Consider the following 19187-nt stretch of genomic DNA (forward strand, 5'->3'; position numbering starts at 1 on the left):
CAGGAACAAACCTATGAGAAAATCGATCTTCACTGCCCTTGCATTCAGTATTCTGGTCGGTTTGCCCACTGCCTCTGTTGCTGGGTCGGAAGGTATTGTGGTCGAAGACGCCTGGTCTCGCGCCTCTATCGGCATCAATCGTCCGGGTGCGGCCTACATGACACTGCGCAATACAGGCACCGATCCGGTAACATTGGTGGGGCTTGAAACACCCCTTGCCATGATGCCGGACATCCATGAGACGACGACCGACGCAAATGGTGTGAGTTCCATGGGCCCCGTCGGTGAAATCATCATCCCAGCGGGCGAAAGCGTTGCGCTGGAACCAGGTGGCATGCATGCCATGCTGATGCGGTTGCAAACCAAGATGGTGGAAGGCGAGACCTTTCCGCTAACACTGAACTTTGCCGATGGCGGGACGCTGACCGTTGACGTGCCCATTCTTGGCATTGCAGCACGTGGGCCGGAGGGCTGATGAGCCGACGCGCCCTCTTCACCTATGGTGCCGCAGTCACCGTCGCGCTTGCACTTACGCTGTTCATCGGCTGGTGGCGTGTGGACGGTCCCGGCGCGGCTGAACCGGTGGCTCAGCGGCCTTTGCCGCTTACCCAGATGGAATTCCAGATGACTGATCAAGGCGGTGCAACTGTCGGACCTGCGTCGCTTCTGGGCAATCCATCCGTGGTGTTTTTTGGCTTCACATACTGTCCCGATGTGTGCCCCACCACATTGTCGGATACCTCTGGCTGGCTCGACGACCTTGGAGATGATGTTGCGGACATGAACGTCGTGTTCATCACGGTCGATCCGGAGCGCGATACCGTGCCCGCCATGGCTGAATATGTCAGCTATTTTCATCCTGCGATCCAAGGGTGGAGCGGAACGCTGGATGAGACGGAACGCGCTGCGGCAGACTTCCGCGCGAGCTATGAGAAGGTCGCTACAGAGGGCGACGACTACACCATGAACCACACGGCGAGCGTTTTTCTCTTCGATGCTGAGGGACAGTTTGCCGGCACCATCGACTACCATGAAGCACGAGAATTCGCAGTGCCAAAAATCCGCCGTGTTCTCGCAAGAGCAGAAGAAGAAACGTCATGAAATTGAGATATCTTGCCATCGGCGTCGCAGCAGCAGGCGTTGCTGTCGCGTTGGTAATCGGGCTCCCGACTAACTGGAAAAGGGCCCCTGTCCCGGACACGCTTGTTGCGGTGTCTGATTGGCAGCCCGCGCCACTGCAGAACCCTGTAATCCTAACTCAACCGCTGATGCCCTTAGAGCAAGCAGTTGTTAGATCGGACACAGTCGCTTGGGCACCAGAACCGCCATCGCGCCCAGTCCTTGATGTGGCTTTGCCAGAAACCAAACCTCCAATGGAGATGTGGTCGGGCAGTTTGTCCTCAGGTGAAACCCTGGACGCCTTGCTGTCAAAAGCAGGCCTCTCTGCACCAGATCGCGCCGAAGTGGCGCTGGCGCTGGCCGCGGAATATGACCTGCGTAAGCTCAAACCGGGATATGGGATTGAGGTTGAAACGTCGCTTTTGGGGTTGCTCAGACGGGTGGTTTTGTACGTCGACGCAGGCGTGCAAATCGAAGCCGTGTTTGCCGATGAGATTGCCACACGGAAGATCATGCCTGAGCCCGACCTGGTTCTGCGTGCGGCGGACACGACGGTGGGAACCTCGATCTTTGCAACCCTTGCATCGGCAGATATTCCAGCGCGATTTGCTGTCGACTTGGCGGAGATGTTGGGTGGCACTGTCGATTTCCGACGTGATCTGAAAGGCGGAGAGCGGTTGCAACTGATGTGGCGCGAGGCCATGCTCGGCGACCAGGTTATCAGACCGCCTCGCCTGTCTTTCGCTGCGATAACCATCGACGAAGCTCTCTATGAAATCGTGTGGCCTGACGACAATTCAGGAAACGCGACAATCTTTGTCGATGGGGAATTGCTACGGGTGTTTGCGCAGCCGGTGAAGGGCGCGCGGCTGAGTTCGGTCTACGGCAATCGCAGGCATCCTGTGTTTGGAGACGTGCGCATGCACACAGGGGTAGATTTCGCGGCTCCGCATGGGACGCCGGTTTATGCAACTGGACCCGGCCGCATCTCATTCATTGGGCGGCGCGGCGGCTATGGGCGCGTGGTCGAGATTGCGCATGGTTCAGACACCATGACCCGCTATGCGCATCTGAGTTCTGCGCCTGAAGGTCTCTCCATCGGGGACCGGGTTGCCGCAGGCGACATGATCGGCCGCGTTGGCGCCACAGGCACAGCGACCGGTCCAAACCTGCATTATGAAGTGCGCGTGGACGGTCGTCCGATCGACCCGATGTCGGAAGACCGGCTTGCCGAAGTGGCAAGGGCTGAAGCAACCAATCCAGAAGTTCTGGCACGCCTTGAAGACAGCCGAGCGCAGTTTTCAGGATTGCTGGACCCGGACGTCGCCACCTCAACGTCAGAAAGGCTCTAGATCATGAGACAACTATCGCTTGCAACTGCCTTCTTCCTCGGTCTCGCCGTTCAGGCGGTCGCTGAAGCCACGCCGATTGATGTCAAAAAGACAAACGGCTGTGGGTGCTGCCTTGCGTGGATGGAGCACCTCGAAGAAAACGGCTTTGCACCCACCGGCGAAGACATGTTCGCCGGGCTTCTCGTCCGCTTCAAACTCGACAACGGTGTTCCGCAACGCATGGTGTCCTGTCACACGGGCCTCATCGAGGGGTACGTGATCGAGGGCCATGTGCCGGCGGATGATATTCGCAGGTTGCTCAGCGAAAGACCGAACGCTGTCGGCCTCGCGGTACCAGGCATGCCGCTTGGATCGCCCGGCATGGACCAAAGCCGCTGGCGCGAAGCCTATGACGTGTTTCTCATCAACAACGACGGATCGACGGAAGTCTTCTCCAGCTATCCTGGCAACTGACTTCAACATTGTAGAAAGACCTGAATTTGGATACTCTCTCCCCCATCATGCTCGGATTTCTGGGCAGCCTGGCTGCTGGATCACTGACAGCCGTTGGCGCCATACCCGTGCTCTTTGGGCGGATTCCATCGCGTGCAACACGTGACCTCTCGCTAGGATTTGCAGCGGGTGTCATGCTCGCGGCGTCGTTCTTTTCGCTGATCATTCCCGCCCTAGACGCCGCTGACGCACGCTACGTGAACGGAGCAGCGCCGGCAGCCATCGTCTGCGTGGCTATTCTGCTGGGAATGGGTGCCGTTGCCCTGATGAACGAGAAACTGCCGCATGAGCACTTCAGCACGGGTCGTGAAGGGCCGGAGGCGGCATCGCTCCGCCGCGTTTGGCTATTCATTATTGCCATCACGATCCACAACTTCCCCGAAGGACTGGCCGTAGGTGTTGGCTTTGGGGCAGAAGGTGTTTCTGGCGGTCTGCCGCTTGCAATCGGGATCGGACTACAGAACGCACCCGAAGGATTGGCCGTAGCTGTATCGCTTCTTGGGGAGGGGTACTCGAAATTCCGCGCTTGGGGGATCGCCGCTCTGACAGGCATGGTCGAACCTATCGGTGGTCTGCTCGGGGCGGGGATTATCACGATCTCCGAACCGCTTCTGCCCTGGGGACTGGCCTTCGCAGCAGGTGCGATGCTCTACGTCATCAGCCATGAAATCATCCCCGAGACGCACAGAAGCGGGCACCAGAACAAGGCCACGCTGGGCCTGTCGATAGGACTCGTCTTGATGCTATTCCTTGATGTCTGGCTCGGCTGAGGCGATGAACATGATGAGGACCCGCCTTATCGGACTTCTCAGCGCCTCAGTCGCACTTCTGGCAGATCAAGTCACAAAAATGGTCGTCGTTGGAAATGCCTCGGTGCTCGCAAGAGGCATCGACGTTTTTCCCGGATTTGACCTAGTGTTCTGCATCTGACATATGGTTCCCGATGGAAGCGGGGCATCCGACACGGGTCCGGTATTCGTGAGCAAAACCGTCAGATGACGGCTAAGAGCCCGGAGCGGACGCCTTTTTTGCATAGAAATGAACCAGATCAATCGCGTGCTTGCTATTTCCGCAAGCGAGTTAGAAACTCGGTGTGACGGGCTTTCGCAGGAGAAACGAAGATGAAATCAGCCAACGATTACCTTGAAGAAGCAAATGCCGTTGTGCCTAGAATTTCGACGGAAGCTGGCATCAAAAAACACAAAGATGGGCAATCAGTGTTCGTTGATGTGCGAGATAGTGCCGATATCGCAAAGACCGGCACCATTGCCGGTGCTGTTTTGGTTGCACGTGGCACGCTCGAGTTTAAGGCGGATGACACTCACCAACTCCACAATCCGACCCTAAAAAAAGATGCGGATATCGTTTTGGTCTGCGGCGCCGGTGGCCAGGCCGCGCTTAGCGGTAAAACTCTTGTGGAAATGGGGTTTGAAAATGTGTCGAATGTTGGTGGTATCTCTGCTTGGAAGGACGCAGGCGGTCCCATGGAGCAAGTCTGACACGCTCGAGGCTAATATCGAATAGGCCAAGCAACCGATCGCTAGGAGTTCGATTGCGAGGGCAGGGCCGGACAACCAAGGCGGCCCGTCACGATGATTTCTGCAACTAAGGACCAATCTCTATGAGCCCGCTGAAAATGGTTCACTTCTCTGACATCCTATGCATCTGGGCCTTTATCGGACAGTCGCCTCTACATCGGCTCGCTGAGAGGTTTGGCGACCAAGTAGAAATCGAAGTGCACTACACTTCGGTGTTTCCAGATACCAAAGCAAAGATTTCCAGACTGTGGGGAAACAAAGGTGGCTTTGACGGGTATGCACACCACGTGCAGGACGTGGCGCGTGGCTTTGACGACATAAAGGTACATCAGAAAGTCTGGTCCGAAACCCGACCACTCTCCTCGGCCAGCCCGCATCTTTTTCTGAAAGCTGTGGAACTGGTGGCTCAAGACGAATGCGCACTAGGCTATCGATCGCGTCTCTCTGTGAGAGCCGCAAGAGCACTTCGTTCCGCATTCTTTGAGGACGCACAAGACATCTCTGACTGGTCCGTTCAAAAAGACGTTAGCGAAGGCATCAGACTAGAGTTTTCTGATGTCCGTAAAAGGATCGAAACGGGTGAAGCTATGGCAAAGCTGACAAGTGATTATGAGCTAGCCCAAACGGCAGGGGTAAAAGGCAGCCCAACTTACGTGATCAACAATGGTCGGCAGATATTATTTGGGAACATAAGCTACGCCATTCTTGAGGCGAACGTTGCCGAAGTTCTCAAGGAACAAAATCAACTGAAAGCCAGTCCTTGCTGAGTACGAGCGAAAGGCAGCTTTGTCCCGCATAGCCGACACCCGGAAGTACGCCCAAAGCGCCGAGACCGCATAACACGCAAGCTGGGACTCTTGCGTCAGGTGCAGAACACTAGTGTTTTTTCGAAACGATGGCGTGACCTTTGGCATGCTTGCGGGTTTCCCTTGGTGGGGGCTGACTTTGCTTGCACTTGGCATTTCCTGCGGGTTGTTCCAGTTGCTCTTGCGAACCCAAAGCCAGCTTGAGGCCATTGCCTATGGAGCGATCATCGGTGGCGCGCTTGGGAATATCCTGGACCGTGTCCGGTTTCGGGCTGTGACAGACTTTCTGGATTTCCACATCGGCGACCTACACTGGCCTGCGTTCAACCTTGCGGATGTTTTCGTCGTCGGTGGTGTTGCTATTTTGCTCCTGGCCCCGTTCTTACGGTCAAACCGTCAAGCGTAAATATCAATTGGCGTGCCATCGCGTACCATCGCGTAGACATCTTCGATTTGTCGATCCGTGACGGCGATGCAGCCGGCCGTCCAATCCTGCTTGTTCGTCGGATCGATACCTTTTCGAGGGCCCCCATGGATGAAAATGTCGCCGCCGGGCGATTTGCCCTGCGCTTCAGCAAAGGCAACGTCCGCATCGTTGGGATAGGAAATGCCAACAGACAGATGAAACAGGCTGTTCGGATTGCGGCGGTCGATGGTGTAGGCACCCTCAGGCGTGCGGCCATCGCCTTCGAATTGTTTGTGTCCCTCCGGCGCGAAGCCAAGGCCGACCGGGTACGTCTTAAGCACGCCTTGCGCGCCATCAAGGACCAGAAGTCTTTCCGACTTGTAAAGGCGCACGCGCGTGACTTCCGGACCGTTGTACGAGCGGAATTTACTCGCACATCCAGCAAGGAATGCGGCCATACCGCCCATGAGAAGAAAGCGCCTTGGAAACCTGTAACTCATCGCTGCTCGATGTCCTTTGTGGACGATTTGTTTGGAAAATGAGTATCGCAATGCTGAATTCAGATCAATCGCAGCCGATACCCGCTGCATGAGTCACCGTTGGATCAATTGCGGCGCGTCCGCATCCCCAAGGGACATTTCAGGCAGCCAGGTGATGAGTTGAGGAAACGACATCAGCGCTACGATCAATACAATCTCAATAGCAACAAGAGGTACCGCTCCGCGATAGATATCGGATAGGTTGATACCCTTCGGGGCCGCCATCTTGGCAAAAAACAGGGCATAGCCGAAGGGAGGCGTCAGGAAGGACGTTTGCAAGGCCAACGCAATCAGGCCAGCGATCCAGATCTGCGCAAAGTAGGCAGAGCCGACGTGATCTGCGAAGTCGAGCTCTGAAATAATCGGCATCAGTACGGGTACAAAGACCAGCAGCACCTCGATCCAGTCAAACACAAACCCCAGTATGATGATTACGGAAAGGAGCATCGCCAGAAGTTCCCACCGGGTGAGCTCGAATGCGGAAATCCAGTCAAAGATGACGTCCGGTCCACCAACAAGGTGGAAACTCAGCGAGAAGACCGATGCGCCCAGTACAATGAAGAAGACCATCGACGTCATCGTGCTTGTCTGCACCGTGACAGAGTTCAACGATGAGAAAGACAGACGCTTTCGCGCCAGCGCGACCAATAGCGCGCCAAAAACCCCTACTCCAGCCGCCTCTGTGAGTGTCGCAAAGCCCAGAATTATGCTGAGCGGAATGGATGCGATGACCGCGACAGACGCGAGGACGAACAAGAGGTCTGACACAAGATTGGTTTTGTGTGCGTCCAGCGGGATTTCGACGGTTTTTCGCAAGGTGACGGCAAAATAGATCGCGAAGGCCATGACCATCAGAAGAACAGGCACGATGAGGGCCACATACATCAATCCGATGCGCAGATAGAACACGTTCGAGATGAAGAACAGCATCACGGCAGGCGGGAACACGACACCCAGTGCACCAGAGGCCGCAACAGCACCTCCCGCTGTTCGCGGTGTGTAGCCGGAGGCCATCATCGGGGCATAGGCCACCAAGGCCACAGTGATGACCGATGCGCCGATCACCCCGGCGGCTGGCGCAAGGACGAGACCGATCAGCAAAGTCGCAATGGCGTAGCGACCCGGAACGCCTGTCAGAAGACGCCCCAGCAAGCGAAACATGGTTTCGGCAACGCCGCTGGCATTCAGGATCAGGCCAAGAAAAATCAGCATTGGAACGCTTGTGAATTGGACTGATTCATTGGTCAGTACACCACGGGCCCGCAGGTAGATCAGCCCCAGATGCTGAAAATCAGTGATACCGACCCAAACCGCAGCCACAAACCCCAGGAAGCCGGTCCCCGCGAGCACCAGAGCCACAGGAAAGCCGCTGAAGACCCCAAACGCTATCACGACAAGCATGGCGATCGTGAGGACCTCATTTACCATTGTGGAAGCCGCTTGATTTTTCCGGTGCACCTTGCGCGCGTTTTCCCGCCAGAAAGGCGATGTTGCGCAGGGCTACGATCACTCCCGCAAGAGCCAGCAAGATGGGGCCGACGACCCCCGCTACGCGTTGTGCCCACAACTGGGTTTCCGCGAATTTCGTGGTGCGCATCAGACCGTCCCACCCATAATAGGTCAGGATGACGGCGAGCGGCAGAAGGACAAAAAGGCCGCCAATCAGTTCGATCCAAGCAATGCAGCGGGCGGACCAATGCCTTCGAAAAACATCAACGCGCACGTGACCGTCGCGCAGATAGGTATACCCAAAGGTCAAGAAAATTAGGATGAACAACAGTGACGTGGACAGGTCGGGCAAATAGCTCGACACGCCAAGTTGTAGTTTGCGATCCAGCATCTGAAGCGCGCCATAAGCAGCAATCGAAACAACTGTTAGCCACGCAGTCAGGACGCCGATGCCGCGAATGCAACGCTCAATCCAATCAATCAGTCGCAAGCCGCCTCCCCTCCCAACAGGCCTTGCCAGTCGCCTATCAGTGTCCGTGTGCCAGTGCGCCTCTTGCCATTTCTGTGTCGACCTGTTGTCCACCATGCGGTCCAGCATCGTCCTCTTTGGCCTGTAGAAGCCGCAAAGCATTGGCAACGACAAGAAGGGACACGCCGACGTCTGCGGCGATCGCGCCCCACATCGAGGCCATGCCGAAGGCGGTTGCGACCACAAAGACGGCTTTGGTCGCAAGGGACAGCCCGATGTTCTGTTTGATGATCGACATGGCTCGACGGGAATGGCCAATCAGCCAGGGAACCTTGCCTATATCGTCGGTCATGAGCGCAATGTCTGCCGTTTCAATTGCAGCGTCCGATCCCACGGCCCCCATAGCGATGCCGTAGTGCGCACGCGCCATTGCAGGCGCGTCGTTCACGCCATCCCCGATCATCGCGACAGTTCCATACTCTGCCACCAGTTCTTCGATTGCGGTGACCTTGTCTTCGGGCAGCAGTTCCGCGCGCACTTCGTCGATGCCGACTTCTGCAGCCACTGCCTTTGCCGTGGCCGTGTTGTCGCCGGTGAGCATCACGATCTTTTTCACGCCTTGTGCGTGCAGCCGCGCAACAATGCCCTTGGCATCAGGCCGGATTTGGTCGCGCAGCTCCAGGATACCACTGACTCCGGTGTCGTCGCCGACCACCACAAGCGTGTTGCCTGCCTCTTCGATCCGGTTGCGCAAATCAGATGGAATTGCGGACCCGAACCCTTTTTCTTCGGCAAATCGGTCTGACCCCAGCCAAATGGACTGGTCGCCCATGTCTCCTTCGAGGCCGCGACCCGGCACGGTGCGTGTGTTGCCGGCTGCGGAAACGGAGAGGCCGTCTTGTTCTGCACGACTCAGGATCGCGCGGGCCAACGGGTGTGATGATCTTGCTTCAAGCGCGGCGGCGCACATAAGCAGCTCGCGTTCGGATGTCTCGCCAATCGGATAGATCGCAGCGACTTCCGGTTCTCCCATCGTGATCGTGCCGGTCTTGTCCACCGCAAGCGCCGTCGTGCGGCCCGGCGCTTCAACATAGGCCCCGCCCTTGATCAACACGCCATTGCGCGCTGAGGCCGCAAGGGCTGCGACGATAGAAACCGGCGTTGAGATCACCAAGGCACAAGGGCAGGCGATGACCAGCAAGACCAGCGCGTTGTAGAACCAGAAGCCCCAGTCACCGCCCGCGACAAGCGGTGGTATCAAGGCAATCAGAACGGCCAACCCCATTACAATTGGTGTGTAGATGCGGGCGAACTTCGTCACCCATTGTTCAACCTCAGCGCGGCGTGAATGTGCATCGCCCACCATGCGGATGATTTTGGACAAGACCGTGTCGGAGGCAGCTTTCGTTGCCCGTACAGTTAAAGTGCCCTCGCCATTAATGGTGCCGGCGTAGACATCATCGCCCGCTTCTTTTGGCACCAAGGCGCTTTCACCCGTAATGGGGGCCTGATCGACGGCCCCTGCCCCGTCGACAACTTCCCCGTCGAGCGGAATACGGTCGCCACCTCGCACGATGAACCGCGCACCGACAGCTACAGCCGCGGCGGGAACGTCGGCCTCTGAGCCATCGTCATAGAGCACACGGGCTGTCGGGGGTGCGAGGTCGAGAAGCGCTGACACAGCATTGCGCGCGCGCCCCACGCTCCAGCTCTCAAGATAGAGCGAAAGCGAAAAGAAAAACGCCACCGTGGCGGCCTCGAAAAATTCGCCAAGCCCGATGGCACCGGCCACTGCAACGACCATCAACAGGTTCATGTCCGGAGAAAGCCGACGCGCCGACGACCACGCTTTGGGTGCGACCAGCCACACGCCCAAGAGGATCGCTATTGCGAACAACCCTGCTTCGGCAATGGGCATCGGCGCTTCACCATGGCCGGAGAACAAGCCGATGGCGCCGCCGAACCCAGTCTCAATGATGTGGTAGATGAACCCCGCCGCCCAGAATCCGCCACTAAGCATCGTGAACAGTTTTTGTTTCTTCAGATGTGCGGCCTGATCAGCGCTGGCGTCTTGGGCATCCCAGGGTTTGGCCGTCATCCCGGTGGTCGCAACCAATTGAAGGATCTTGTCCGAAGACGGGTTCGTCCCGCCATCCAGAACCGTCATCCGCGCATTGATAACGTCAAATGCGAGATACTCCGTACCACCAACTTCCGGTCCGACGACCCGATTCAGGATCGAGACCTCTTCGGCACAATCCAGGCCGCTGACATGGAAACTGCGGCCGTCCGAGGCTTGAACGGTCGTTGGCTCAATGACCTTTTCTCCGCAACAGCTGTCGCAAGCGTCCTCAGATAAAGGAGAATGGTCGCGGCTGTTTTGAGCACCGTCATGTGGCATGGATTATCCTCGGATTCGCAACTATGGGGAGGTTTTACGCCCTACAGCAACTAGAGGTTCAAGAGAAAAGTTCGGTCTTCCAGGTAGCCGCGTGGTTAATGGGGTGATCGCAGGCGGTTTGGGTCGAAACCATTGAGTTTCGGTCACTTTCCTCAGGAAATTCGCCTGTGATCTTGCCTTTGCATTGCACCACATGCCGTCGGATGCGAGAAAGACTCATCTAGGAGTTCAAAGCAGCAGGACAGTGAGATTATGTACACGCGGAGGGCAGTTTTTATCCTTTTCGGCTTGGTACTCGGAGCCTGCTCGGAAACTCTCTCGAATTCACAAGGCTCGGGTTCGCTTCCGCCGGTTCCAGAGCAAATCGTGGCGCTGGCGGCTCCAAACCAGGATTTGGCAACCGCACGCTTGCGGCCGGAAGACAATTGCTACTGGTACATGCATTCCGGGCCGGTCGAGGACACTCTCTTGCCGCTCAGGACAGCGGGCGGCAATCCGATCTGCGTCAAGCCAGCCGCGTAACTTTTGAGTCTGGGCCAGCCTGATCGTCAAACTGAAAGCTAACTGCGCGCGGTGACGTTGTCTTCTGCTGAATACAAAAACGCTGTCGAACCAATGGTGACCCGAGGGTAAAGCTCATTGATATGGGCCATGACCATTCGAACGCAGCCAGAGCTGGCGCGGCCACCAATTGATCTGGATTGCGGTGATCCGTGTATCCTCAGATATGTGTCACGCTGCCCGACGAACAAATAGATTGCGCGAGATCCTAGTGGATTTTGCGGACCCGGCTCCTGGCCATTTTCGAATTCGGCGTATTCCGGGTTGCGCTCGATCATCGATTTGGTCGGTGTCCAGTGGGGCCACTCGACCTTCCGACGGATCGTGTAGGTCCCCGGCTCGTAGAGATTGCCGCGCGCAATCGCTACACCGTAACGCATCGCGGTACCGCCTTCCTCGATGTGATAGAGATACCGCGCGACCGCATCGACATGAATGTCGCCGGGTGTCAGACCAGGCCGGGCTTCAACCCGACGTGGCAGGAAGCGCGGTTGCAATCCCCATGGGTTCGAAGTCTCGAGATCGAAATTTGTAGGCGTCACCTGCGCATCCCAAGCCGACTTTTGCGATGTCGTTGGCCATGTACTGGCAAAGACAGGGTTTGAAATTGGCGCGGAGAACAGAGCTGCGCTGGTCGCGATGAAATGGCGTCTTGTTAACATTTTGAACTTGTCTCCGTCGTGACAGTCATCTGGCCTCGCGCAGGCCATTTACGTTTTTTCGATACAACCTACACCTCCTAGAGCTTCAAGAAAATAGTTCACGCCACACGGTTTCGTGTGCGCAGAAAAGCTTCTCGATTTTATTGAATGCCGAGAATCGAAAGTAGCATTGATCAATCGAATAGGAATTGTCTTTCCGTTGGATAGGGCTCTATCTATCATGGATCCTTAGGGTCAGGTCGTTCACTGGTCGACCTAACGGCGCGAGTGTGTCACCGTCTTGGAATGGACAGATATTTCACGCTGCAAATGTCCAGCGCTCAGTTTCTCAAGAACGTCCTGTTGTTCAGTCTCGCAGCGTTGCTCCCGATCCTGTTGATTTACATTTTGCTTGCTCCGGGCTTTGCTCCGGCCCTCGCAGCAGGCGGACCAGCGCTTGTGCGATTTCTGAGGCAGGTCGTTACCAATGGATTGCCTGTGATTTTTGTCGTGAATTATGTCAGCTTCTTTCTGTTCGCTTTGACGCAACAACCTGATCGTAAACATCGAGATCCAGCGGTTTTCGTGTTGTTGGATCTGTCGATCCGGGTTGTGCTCTTCCTCAGCCTCCATGCCCTGATCTACGTTTTATCCGCGGATTGGTTCGGTTCGTTCGGAAGTAGCCGCGCGACCGCGTTGAGCGTGGTGGCGCCGACGCTGGCGCGCTCTGCTTTCTTTGAAAACATCTCGGGTGTCTATCTCTACGCCACGATGGTGAGCGCGTTGCCTTTGTATGTGTCAGCGATCAACCAGTCGTCGAGCCTGCGCCCACTTGTCGGTCTCTTTCCACAGAAAACCGGCGTGGTCGTGTTCGCTCTGCTCACTCTCCTGCTGGCAGTGGTATCATTGACCCTCGTCGCGGAACTCATCGCGCATCTGCAAGGCTAGGTCGCCGGATAGGGACTTTTCGAGCGGGGGTTGCGCATGTGTTGCGCAAGGGCGACCAGCCAAAGGCCCGCAAGTGCGGCGCTCCAAAGCGCGTTCCAACTTGCCATCGACAGGGTCAGAAATTCCCACGCAACTTCGTCACACATCACCAGCGTTGATGGTCCTCTGGTCGCTGACGGAAGAAGATCAGCACCCGATAGGTTCGACATATCGAGCCCTGAGCCTGTGCAAGAGGTCGGCCCTTCCCACCAGTCCCGTTCGACGCCGGTGTGAAAGAGACCAAGGGCCGCAGTTGTTGCTGCCGAAGCAGCACCGACCACCAAGAGCGGCAAGACGGGCAGGCCGATGAGCAAGAGCAGACCAACACCCATCGCAACACCATGAGGATATCGTTGCCAGAGACACATCGCGCAGGGCGCATAGCCTAATGCCTGAAACACGAAAGCTGCCATGAGCAACATTGCCGATCCGGCCGCAGCGACTGCGCCAATTTGCTTTGCTGATGCCGTCATGGGTTCTCCTTCGATATTGATGCGGAGCATCTCGCGCCATTTGTGGTCAGGGATGCCGCGATCGTCAGCCCGAAGACTGCAGACCGCGGCAAACCCATCAGTTCGGCATGATGGCCCCAATGGCGTACATGCCGTCTTCGCCCTGGACCAACATCAACGTGACTTCGTCTCCAGCGGCCACGTCACCCATCATTTGGGCGTTGTCGAGGACCGGCAAATCCATGGTCATGGCGGGCCAGCCGATTTCGGGAATGGGATCATGGCTGACATTGGCCGTACCCTCATCAATGGAGTTCACGACGGCCTTTGTGTGAACCGCGCCCTCCATTTGTGCGTCGGACATGGGCATGTTCGAATGATCCATGTTGTGGTTCATTTGCGCGAAGCCCACGGATGTGGAGAGGGCAAGTATCGCAAGTGTTGAAGTGAGTTGTTTCATCGGAATCTCCCTGATGATTGGATAAAGGTGGTGCTATTCAGCAGGCACAGCATCACTGGGCTGCGGAACGGGGTTCGTGATTTCACGGTTCACGCGTCGGAGCGCGAGCCGCTTCCAGATCACGAAGATGGACGGGATCACAAAGAGTGTGAGCAGTGTGGCAGTGACCATTCCCCCAATCATGGGAGCGGCGATCCGCTGCATGATCTCGGAGCCGGTCCCAGTGCCGTACATGATCGGAATAAGGGCTGCGAAGATCGTGGCGACGGTCATCACCTTCGGGCGCACCCGCAACACAGCACCTTCGAATACTGCTTCTTCGATATCGTCTTTTGTCAGTTTTCGCGTTTCTGATTTTGCAAGGCTGCGCCGTTTTTCCCAAGCAAGGTTGAGGTAAAGCAGCATGACAATGGCGGTTTCCACCGCGACGCCCGCGAGTGCGATGAAGCCCACAAGGACGGCAATTGAGATATCAAAACTGAGATACCACAGGAACCAAACGCCGCCGGCCAGTGCGACCGGAAGGGCTGCAAGAATGATACCGACTTCAATCACCCGGTTGAACGCCAGAAAGAGCATCAGCGTGATTATGAGAAGGGTCGCTGGCGCAACGATGGCCAGCCTTTCCTGCATGCGCTCAATATATTCGTACTGACCCGACCATGTCAGGGAGTAGCCGGATGGCAGACTTACCTCCTCTGCCACCTTCTCCCTTGCCTCGGCGACATAGCCCCCAAGGTCGCGACCCGTGATGTCGATGAAGACAAAGCCTGTGCGTCGGGCATTTTCCGAGCGGATCATGCCTGGGCCGTCTACGATACGGATGTCGGCAAGAGCGCTGAGCGGCACCTGCGCGCCTGACGGTGTCACAACGGGCAGGTTTTCGAGGCGCTCGGGACTGTTGCGCCATGCCTGGGGATAGCGCAGGTTGATCGGGAAGCGCTCCAATCCTTCGACAGACTCAGACACCTGCATGCCGCCGATGGCTGTTTGCACCACATCCTGCACGTCTCGGACGCTCATCATGTAGCGGGCCGCGGCATCCCGATTGACGTCAATCTCGATGAACCTTCCGCCGATCGGTCGTTCGGCATAGGCTGATGCGGTCCCGTCGATGTCACCGACGGCGCGCTCCACCTCGATGCCGATCTCAGTGATGACCTCGAGATCCGCGCCTGAAATCTTGACGCCCACCGGGGTGCGGATGCCCGTGGCCAGCATGTCGATGCGGTTCTTGATCGGCTGAATCCAGACGTTTGTGACGCCCGGGACCTGGACGATGCGATCAAGCTCGTCCCGTATCTTTTCCATCGTCATGCCGGGACGCCATTCGGCCTCGGGCTTTAGCTGGATCGTGGTCTCGACCATCGTCAGAGGAGCCGGATCCGTGGCTGTCTCTGCGCGCCCGACCTTGCCGTGCACGGTCTCGACCTCCGGGACGGTCGCGATCAATCGATTGGTCTGCTGCAAGACCTCCCGCGCCTTGCCCGTGGAAATGCCAGGGTAGAAGCTTGGCATGTAGAGGAAATCGCCTTCGTTCAGCTCAGGCATGAATTCCGAGCCAATGCGCTGGTAGGGGTACCACATTGAGGCGACCAGAGCCCCCGCCAGGATCGTCGTGGCCCAGGGCCATGCGATGGCGGCATCAAGGAATGGCCGATAGACAAAGACCACGATCCGATTGAGAGGGTTTTTGCGCTCGGGCAAGATGCGGCCGCGCACAAAATACCCCATGAGGACCGGCACCAATGTGATGGAGAGGATCGCGGCGGCCGCCATGGCATAGGTTTTTGTATAGGCGAGCGGCGCGAAGAGGCGCCCCTCCTGGTTCTCCAGCACAAAGACCGGTAGGAAACTGACCGTGATGATCGCGAGGGAATAGAACAGCGCGGGGCCAACTTCAGAAGCGCATTCCTGCACGATCCGCCATCGGTTTTCGGCGGTGAGTTTTTCCTTCTCCAATCGCCTGTGCATCGCCTCGATCATGACGATTGAGGCATCGACCATTGCGCCGATCGCAATAGCGATCCCGCCAAGCGACATGATGTTGGCATTCACGCCCTGCGCTTTCATCAGGATGAAGGCGGCGAAGATGCCGAGGGGCAGGGACAGCAGGATGACGAGCGAGGACCGCAAATGCAGGAGAAACGCCGCACAGACCAACACGACGACAATGAACTCTTGCGTCAGTTTCTTTTGGAGATTTTCTATCGCCCGTTCAATGACGCCGGAGCGATCATAGGTCGTCACGATCTCGACGCCGTCCGGCAGGTTCACGCGCAACTCGTCGATGCGGGCCTCGACCGCCTTGATGGTCGCCAGCGCATTCCCGCCCCATCGAAGTATGACAACGCCGCCGACCGCATCGCCCAGCCCGTCAAACTCCCCTACCCCACGGCGCATTTCGGGGCCAAGCCGAATGTCAGCCACATCTCCCAGCGTCAGCGCCGCGCCGCGCTCGTTGATCATCAGGGGTGCGCTCGCGAGGTCTGAGACCTCGTCGACATAGCCTGACGAGCGCACCATGAACTCGGCTTCGCCCATTTCGATCACACTGCCGCCGGTCTCGCGATTGGCGGCCTGAATGGCATTACGCAGCTGAGCAAGCGTGATGTCGTAGGCGCGCAGCTTGTTCGGGTCGACAACGACCTGATACTGCTTGACCATGCCGCCGATGGTAGCGACTTCCGAGACCCCATCCACCGCCTGCAATTCATATTTCAGAAACCAGTCCTGCAGCGTTCTGAGCTGTGCCAGGTCATGGTTTCCGGTTCGATCAATCAACGCATACTGGTAGATCCATCCGACACCAGTCGCGTCTGGTCCAAGCTGAGGAGAGACGCCTTCGGGCAGGCTGCCTGTGATCTGGCCGAGATATTCCAGCACCCGGGATCGCGCCCAATACAGGTCCGTCCCGTCTTCGAAAACGATGTAGACAAAGCTGTCGCCAAAAAAGGAAAAGCCACGCACGTCCTGCGCGCCGGGCACGGCCAGCATTGCGGTGGCGAGCGGATAGGTGATCTGGTTCTCGACGACCTGGGGTGCCTGTCCGGGATAGGGCGTGCGCACGATGACCTGAACATCCGACAGGTCCGGGATGGCATCGACCGGGGTTTCCCGGATCGCCCAGATACCGACAGCTCCCATCATGAACGCGAGGACCAGGATGATGAACCTATTGGCGATGGAGCCTTTGATGATGGCGGGGATCACTGTGTGACGCTCCCGTCGAGGGCCACATCAACAATCGTCATCGAGAAATCGGGATTGCGGTGCAGCAATAGCGTGAGATCTGTCCCAACCGGAAGCTGCGTTGGATCAAGTGCATCGTCCAGAGCGAAGTCCATGGTCATGCCGGGCATGCCGATCTCCCGCATGGGTCCGTGTGTTACGTTCGCCGTGCGCGCCGTGGCATCTACGCTGTTGATTTTGCCTGCAACTTGCATCGGCGGTGTCGCGGGCTCTGCCGCGGACAAAACCATATTCATGCCATCCGGCCGGGAAAAGGTAAGCGTCATTTCCGCTCCGGTTGCGAGACTGGCCAGATCAAGGGCCTCATCAACGGCGAAATCCATGGTCATGCCGGGCATGCCAATTTCTTTCATGGGCCCATGTGTGATCGTGGCCATGCCCGTGTCGGCATTGATGGCTTCAATCGTGCCCGCAACAACAATCGCGGGCGCGGACTTCATCGTCGCCATTTCCGGATCAGCGGTTTCAGCCGGGTCTGACCCCTCGGCGCGCACCGCAATGATTGAGAACATACCGCTTTCATCAGCGGCGAGGTCAAACTCGATGGGCTGATCAATCGGTACGTCGCCAAGTTCGACGCCGTCTACAGGTAAGTCCATGGTCATCGCAGGCCAACCGAGTGCCGCAATCGGCCCGTGTTCAAGGGTCAGTTTGCCGTCTGGCGTCACCGCTTTGGCCAAGCCTGTGCCGGTCGCGGCCACGCCGTCGTCAGGGCTCAATTCCAACAAGCTGAGCAAACCGTCAGCGCCGCGAGCTGCGGTGAAGGCGACTTCCGCCCCCTCTTCTAGCCGATCAAGCGCAACATCCGAACGCACCGGAAACTCCGATGTCATCGCAGGCCAATCCAGACTGATCAGCGCGTCATGGCGCACGGTCGCAATGCGATTTTCGCGATCAAGAGAGACAAGGACGCCTTTGCCCATGGCGGGCTCGGCATCGGTTGGTGCCATGCGCATGAAGCCTGCGCTGAGCGCGCTTTCGCTGTCGATCAGGAACTGAGCGGAGGCGACCACCTCTTCACCGGGTCCCAAGCCCTGAAGGATTTCGGTCCGCCCACCCTCGCCGAAGTTGTCGCGCAGGCCGGTGGTGACGAGCCTTGGCCTGAATGTGCCCTCGCCCGTGGCAAGAATGACCCGCTCCGCCGCACCCGTCCGGATCAGCGCTTCCGACGGGACTGTCAGGACCGTTCTGCTCTCGTTCGGGGTTAGACTGACACTGCCAAACATGCCGGGGCGGAGCACGCCGTCCGAGTTGTCAAAGCGCAATCTGACCGGCAGCGTTCGGGTCTGGGGATCGAGCTCGGGGTAGACATAGTCGATCTCGCCTTCGAAAATGCGTCCCGGCAAGTGTTCGAACCGCGCGACGGCGCGCATGTCCTCAGAAAGCCTTGCGATATCGCGTTCGAAAACGTCGACGATCAGCCAAACCCGACTGAGGTCGGCCACCGAAAACGCAAGAGTCCCCGGTTGAAGATACATGCCATCCGCGGCGTTCAAGGCGATTACGACGCCCTCCTGTGGGGCTTCGATCTGAATATTACGAACGAGTTCGCCGCCAGCCTCGATGTCAGCCACCTGGCGTGCGGACATGCCGTGGCTCATGAGTTTGCTGCGCGCGGCCTCCAGAATGCGTGGATTCCCATCTTCGACCGCACGGACAAGGTCGCCCGTTGCCGCGGCTATGAGAGGTGAAAACAGCTCAAAGAGCACCTGCTGTTCAGACACCCTGTCGCCAACGGCGCGCACTTCCAGTCGTTCGATCCATCCCTCGACACGCGTGTGCACGTGGCTGGTGAGGTGCTCGTCATAGCCGACAAACCCCACCGTTTCGATCCGTGGTGCCACATCCGTCATGCGCGCAATGGCAGTGCGTACCCCGATGGCATTGATTTCCGCTGCGTCCAGCGAAACTTCTTGCGGGTCCCCGGAGGATTCCTGTCCCGCATAAACGGGGACCAGATCCATGCCCATGGGCGACTTTCCAGGCCCGTCCCTGCGGAAATTCGCATCCATGGGGGCGACCCAATAGAGGATATCCGGGCCTGCGGAGCCAGCTTGCTCTGCTGGGTTCAGGTAGATCCTCTCAAGATAGACGCCTCCCGCCAGGCCCCCCGCCAGAGCCAGAACAGAAAGCGCCGCATATCGTCCGCGCATAGAAACCTCCAGTCGCTGACGCTCCATGCGTCAGGCAAAACGAACCAATGCCCGCTGATACGCAGGCGGTGACGTTTCAGGAGAGGCGGGGTGGACGGTCGGGTGCGCTC

18 protein-coding genes and 1 pseudogene are annotated in these 19187 nt (G+C 57.7%); 10 read left to right on the forward strand and 9 right to left on the reverse strand.

The window, feature by feature from the left end:
• Positions 1 to 13: 13 nt before the first annotated feature.
• The 8 genes and pseudogenes from ACP15U_RS20165 to lspA form a co-directional block, all read left to right on the forward strand.
• Positions 14 to 475 (forward strand): copper chaperone PCu(A)C, encoded by a 462-nt coding sequence (locus ACP15U_RS20165; RefSeq protein ID WP_425046807.1) that lies wholly within the window; start codon positions 14 to 16, stop codon positions 473 to 475.
• Complete coding sequence (locus tag ACP15U_RS20170) at positions 475 to 1101, forward strand: SCO family protein (RefSeq protein WP_425046808.1); 627 nt, start codon at positions 475 to 477, stop codon at positions 1099 to 1101. The genes ACP15U_RS20165 and ACP15U_RS20170 overlap by 1 nt, the downstream gene beginning before the upstream one ends.
• Positions 1098 to 2471: a M23 family metallopeptidase gene (locus tag ACP15U_RS20175; protein ID WP_425046809.1), complete on the forward strand. Its 1374-nt coding sequence runs from the start codon at positions 1098 to 1100 to the stop codon at positions 2469 to 2471. Before ACP15U_RS20170 ends, ACP15U_RS20175 begins: the two co-directional genes overlap by 4 nt.
• 3 nt (positions 2472 to 2474) lie before the next feature.
• Positions 2475 to 2924: a DUF411 domain-containing protein gene (locus ACP15U_RS20180; protein WP_425046810.1), complete on the forward strand. Its 450-nt coding sequence runs from the start codon at positions 2475 to 2477 to the stop codon at positions 2922 to 2924.
• A 26-nt stretch (positions 2925 to 2950) separates the two neighbouring features.
• Positions 2951 to 3733, forward strand: coding sequence for a ZIP family metal transporter (locus ACP15U_RS20185; protein ID WP_425046811.1), 783 nt, complete (start codon positions 2951 to 2953; stop codon positions 3731 to 3733).
• 351 nt (positions 3734 to 4084) lie between these two features.
• A complete protein-coding gene (locus tag ACP15U_RS20190) occupies positions 4085 to 4462 on the forward strand; it encodes a rhodanese-like domain-containing protein (RefSeq protein WP_425046812.1) in 378 nt (125 codons plus the stop codon).
• Between the two features lie 122 nt (positions 4463 to 4584).
• On the forward strand, positions 4585 to 5268 hold the full coding sequence (locus tag ACP15U_RS20195; protein ID WP_425046813.1) for a DsbA family oxidoreductase: 684 nt from the start codon (positions 4585 to 4587) through the stop codon (positions 5266 to 5268).
• Positions 5269 to 5377: 109 nt separating this feature from the next.
• Positions 5378 to 5713, forward strand: a pseudogene (gene lspA / locus ACP15U_RS20200) (signal peptidase II); the annotation flags it as partial.
• On the opposite strand, the gene ACP15U_RS20205 reads toward lspA, so the two are convergent.
• The 4 genes from ACP15U_RS20205 to ACP15U_RS20220 all read right to left on the reverse strand — a co-directional run bounded on the left by ACP15U_RS20205 (position 5704) and on the right by ACP15U_RS20220 (position 10571).
• Complete coding sequence (locus tag ACP15U_RS20205) at positions 5704 to 6180, reverse strand: L,D-transpeptidase family protein (RefSeq protein WP_425046850.1); 477 nt, start codon at positions 6178 to 6180, stop codon at positions 5704 to 5706. The pseudogene lspA and the gene ACP15U_RS20205 overlap by 10 nt on opposite strands.
• Positions 6181 to 6306: 126 nt before the next feature.
• Positions 6307 to 7680, reverse strand: coding sequence for a TRAP transporter large permease (locus tag ACP15U_RS20210; protein WP_425046814.1), 1374 nt, complete (start codon positions 7678 to 7680; stop codon positions 6307 to 6309).
• Entirely contained in the window at positions 7670 to 8191 is a 522-nt protein-coding gene (locus ACP15U_RS20215; RefSeq protein ID WP_425046815.1) for a TRAP transporter small permease subunit, read from the reverse strand. The genes ACP15U_RS20210 and ACP15U_RS20215 overlap by 11 nt, the downstream gene beginning before the upstream one ends.
• A gap of 37 nt (positions 8192 to 8228) precedes the next feature.
• Positions 8229 to 10571 (reverse strand): heavy metal translocating P-type ATPase, encoded by a 2343-nt coding sequence (locus ACP15U_RS20220; protein WP_425046816.1) that lies wholly within the window; start codon positions 10569 to 10571, stop codon positions 8229 to 8231.
• 252 nt (positions 10572 to 10823) lie between these two features.
• On the opposite strand from ACP15U_RS20220, the gene ACP15U_RS20225 reads away from it, so the two are divergent.
• The gene (locus ACP15U_RS20225) at positions 10824 to 11093 is read left to right on the forward strand and encodes a hypothetical protein (RefSeq protein WP_425046817.1); all 270 of its coding nucleotides are present in this window, start codon (positions 10824 to 10826) and stop codon (positions 11091 to 11093) included.
• Positions 11094 to 11131: 38 nt separating this feature from the next.
• Here the strand turns inward: ACP15U_RS20225 and ACP15U_RS20230 are convergent, their stop codons facing one another.
• The gene (locus ACP15U_RS20230; protein ID WP_425046818.1) at positions 11132 to 11794 is read right to left on the reverse strand and encodes a L,D-transpeptidase; all 663 of its coding nucleotides are present in this window, start codon (positions 11792 to 11794) and stop codon (positions 11132 to 11134) included.
• A gap of 285 nt (positions 11795 to 12079) precedes the next feature.
• Between ACP15U_RS20230 and ACP15U_RS20235 the strand changes: the two genes are divergently transcribed.
• On the forward strand, positions 12080 to 12721 hold the full coding sequence (locus ACP15U_RS20235) for a hypothetical protein (protein ID WP_425046819.1): 642 nt from the start codon (positions 12080 to 12082) through the stop codon (positions 12719 to 12721).
• Here the strand turns inward: ACP15U_RS20235 and ACP15U_RS20240 are convergent.
• The 4 genes from ACP15U_RS20240 to ACP15U_RS20255 form a co-directional block, all read right to left on the reverse strand.
• Entirely contained in the window at positions 12718 to 13233 is a 516-nt protein-coding gene (locus ACP15U_RS20240; protein WP_425046820.1) for a disulfide bond formation protein B, read from the reverse strand. The two genes, ACP15U_RS20235 and ACP15U_RS20240, sit on opposite strands and share 4 nt — an antisense overlap.
• 97 nt (positions 13234 to 13330) lie before the next feature.
• The gene (locus ACP15U_RS20245) at positions 13331 to 13672 is read right to left on the reverse strand and encodes a copper-binding protein (protein WP_299720459.1); all 342 of its coding nucleotides are present in this window, start codon (positions 13670 to 13672) and stop codon (positions 13331 to 13333) included.
• A gap of 33 nt (positions 13673 to 13705) precedes the next feature.
• Complete coding sequence (locus tag ACP15U_RS20250) at positions 13706 to 16885, reverse strand: efflux RND transporter permease subunit (RefSeq protein WP_425046821.1); 3180 nt, start codon at positions 16883 to 16885, stop codon at positions 13706 to 13708.
• A complete protein-coding gene (locus ACP15U_RS20255) occupies positions 16882 to 19077 on the reverse strand; it encodes an efflux RND transporter periplasmic adaptor subunit (protein ID WP_425046822.1) in 2196 nt (731 codons plus the stop codon). The genes ACP15U_RS20250 and ACP15U_RS20255 overlap by 4 nt, the downstream gene beginning before the upstream one ends.
• Between the last annotated feature and the right edge of the window lie 110 nt (positions 19078 to 19187).

The organism is Primorskyibacter sp. S87, from assembly GCF_049801055.1.
In the GTDB taxonomy this organism is placed as follows: Bacteria; Pseudomonadota; Alphaproteobacteria; order Rhodobacterales; family Rhodobacteraceae; genus JBNAGF01.

Bases quoted from the DNA above. Each gene is read 5' to 3' on its own strand.
- ACP15U_RS20165 (WP_425046807.1), top strand. From the start codon at position 14: ATGAGAAAATCGATCTTCACTGCCCTTGCATTCAGTATTCTGGTCGGT.
- ACP15U_RS20170 (WP_425046808.1), top strand. From the start codon at position 475: ATGAGCCGACGCGCCCTCTTCACCTATGGTGCCGCAGTCACCGTCGCG.
- ACP15U_RS20175 (WP_425046809.1), top strand. From the start codon at position 1,098: ATGAAATTGAGATATCTTGCCATCGGCGTCGCAGCAGCAGGCGTTGCT.
- ACP15U_RS20180 (WP_425046810.1), top strand. From the start codon at position 2,475: ATGAGACAACTATCGCTTGCAACTGCCTTCTTCCTCGGTCTCGCCGTT.
- ACP15U_RS20190 (WP_425046812.1), top strand. From the start codon at position 4,085: ATGAAATCAGCCAACGATTACCTTGAAGAAGCAAATGCCGTTGTGCCT.
- ACP15U_RS20195 (WP_425046813.1), top strand. From the start codon at position 4,585: ATGAGCCCGCTGAAAATGGTTCACTTCTCTGACATCCTATGCATCTGG.
- ACP15U_RS20205 (WP_425046850.1), bottom strand. From the start codon at position 6,180: ATGGGCGGTATGGCCGCATTCCTTGCTGGATGTGCGAGTAAATTCCGC.
- ACP15U_RS20210 (WP_425046814.1), bottom strand. From the start codon at position 7,680: ATGGTAAATGAGGTCCTCACGATCGCCATGCTTGTCGTGATAGCGTTT.
- ACP15U_RS20220 (WP_425046816.1), bottom strand. From the start codon at position 10,571: ATGCCACATGACGGTGCTCAAAACAGCCGCGACCATTCTCCTTTATCT.
- ACP15U_RS20225 (WP_425046817.1), top strand. From the start codon at position 10,824: ATGTACACGCGGAGGGCAGTTTTTATCCTTTTCGGCTTGGTACTCGGA.
- ACP15U_RS20230 (WP_425046818.1), bottom strand. From the start codon at position 11,794: ATGTTAACAAGACGCCATTTCATCGCGACCAGCGCAGCTCTGTTCTCC.
- ACP15U_RS20235 (WP_425046819.1), top strand. From the start codon at position 12,080: ATGGACAGATATTTCACGCTGCAAATGTCCAGCGCTCAGTTTCTCAAG.
- ACP15U_RS20240 (WP_425046820.1), bottom strand. From the start codon at position 13,233: ATGACGGCATCAGCAAAGCAAATTGGCGCAGTCGCTGCGGCCGGATCG.
- ACP15U_RS20245 (WP_299720459.1), bottom strand. From the start codon at position 13,672: ATGAAACAACTCACTTCAACACTTGCGATACTTGCCCTCTCCACATCC.
- ACP15U_RS20255 (WP_425046822.1), bottom strand. From the start codon at position 19,077: ATGCGCGGACGATATGCGGCGCTTTCTGTTCTGGCTCTGGCGGGGGGC.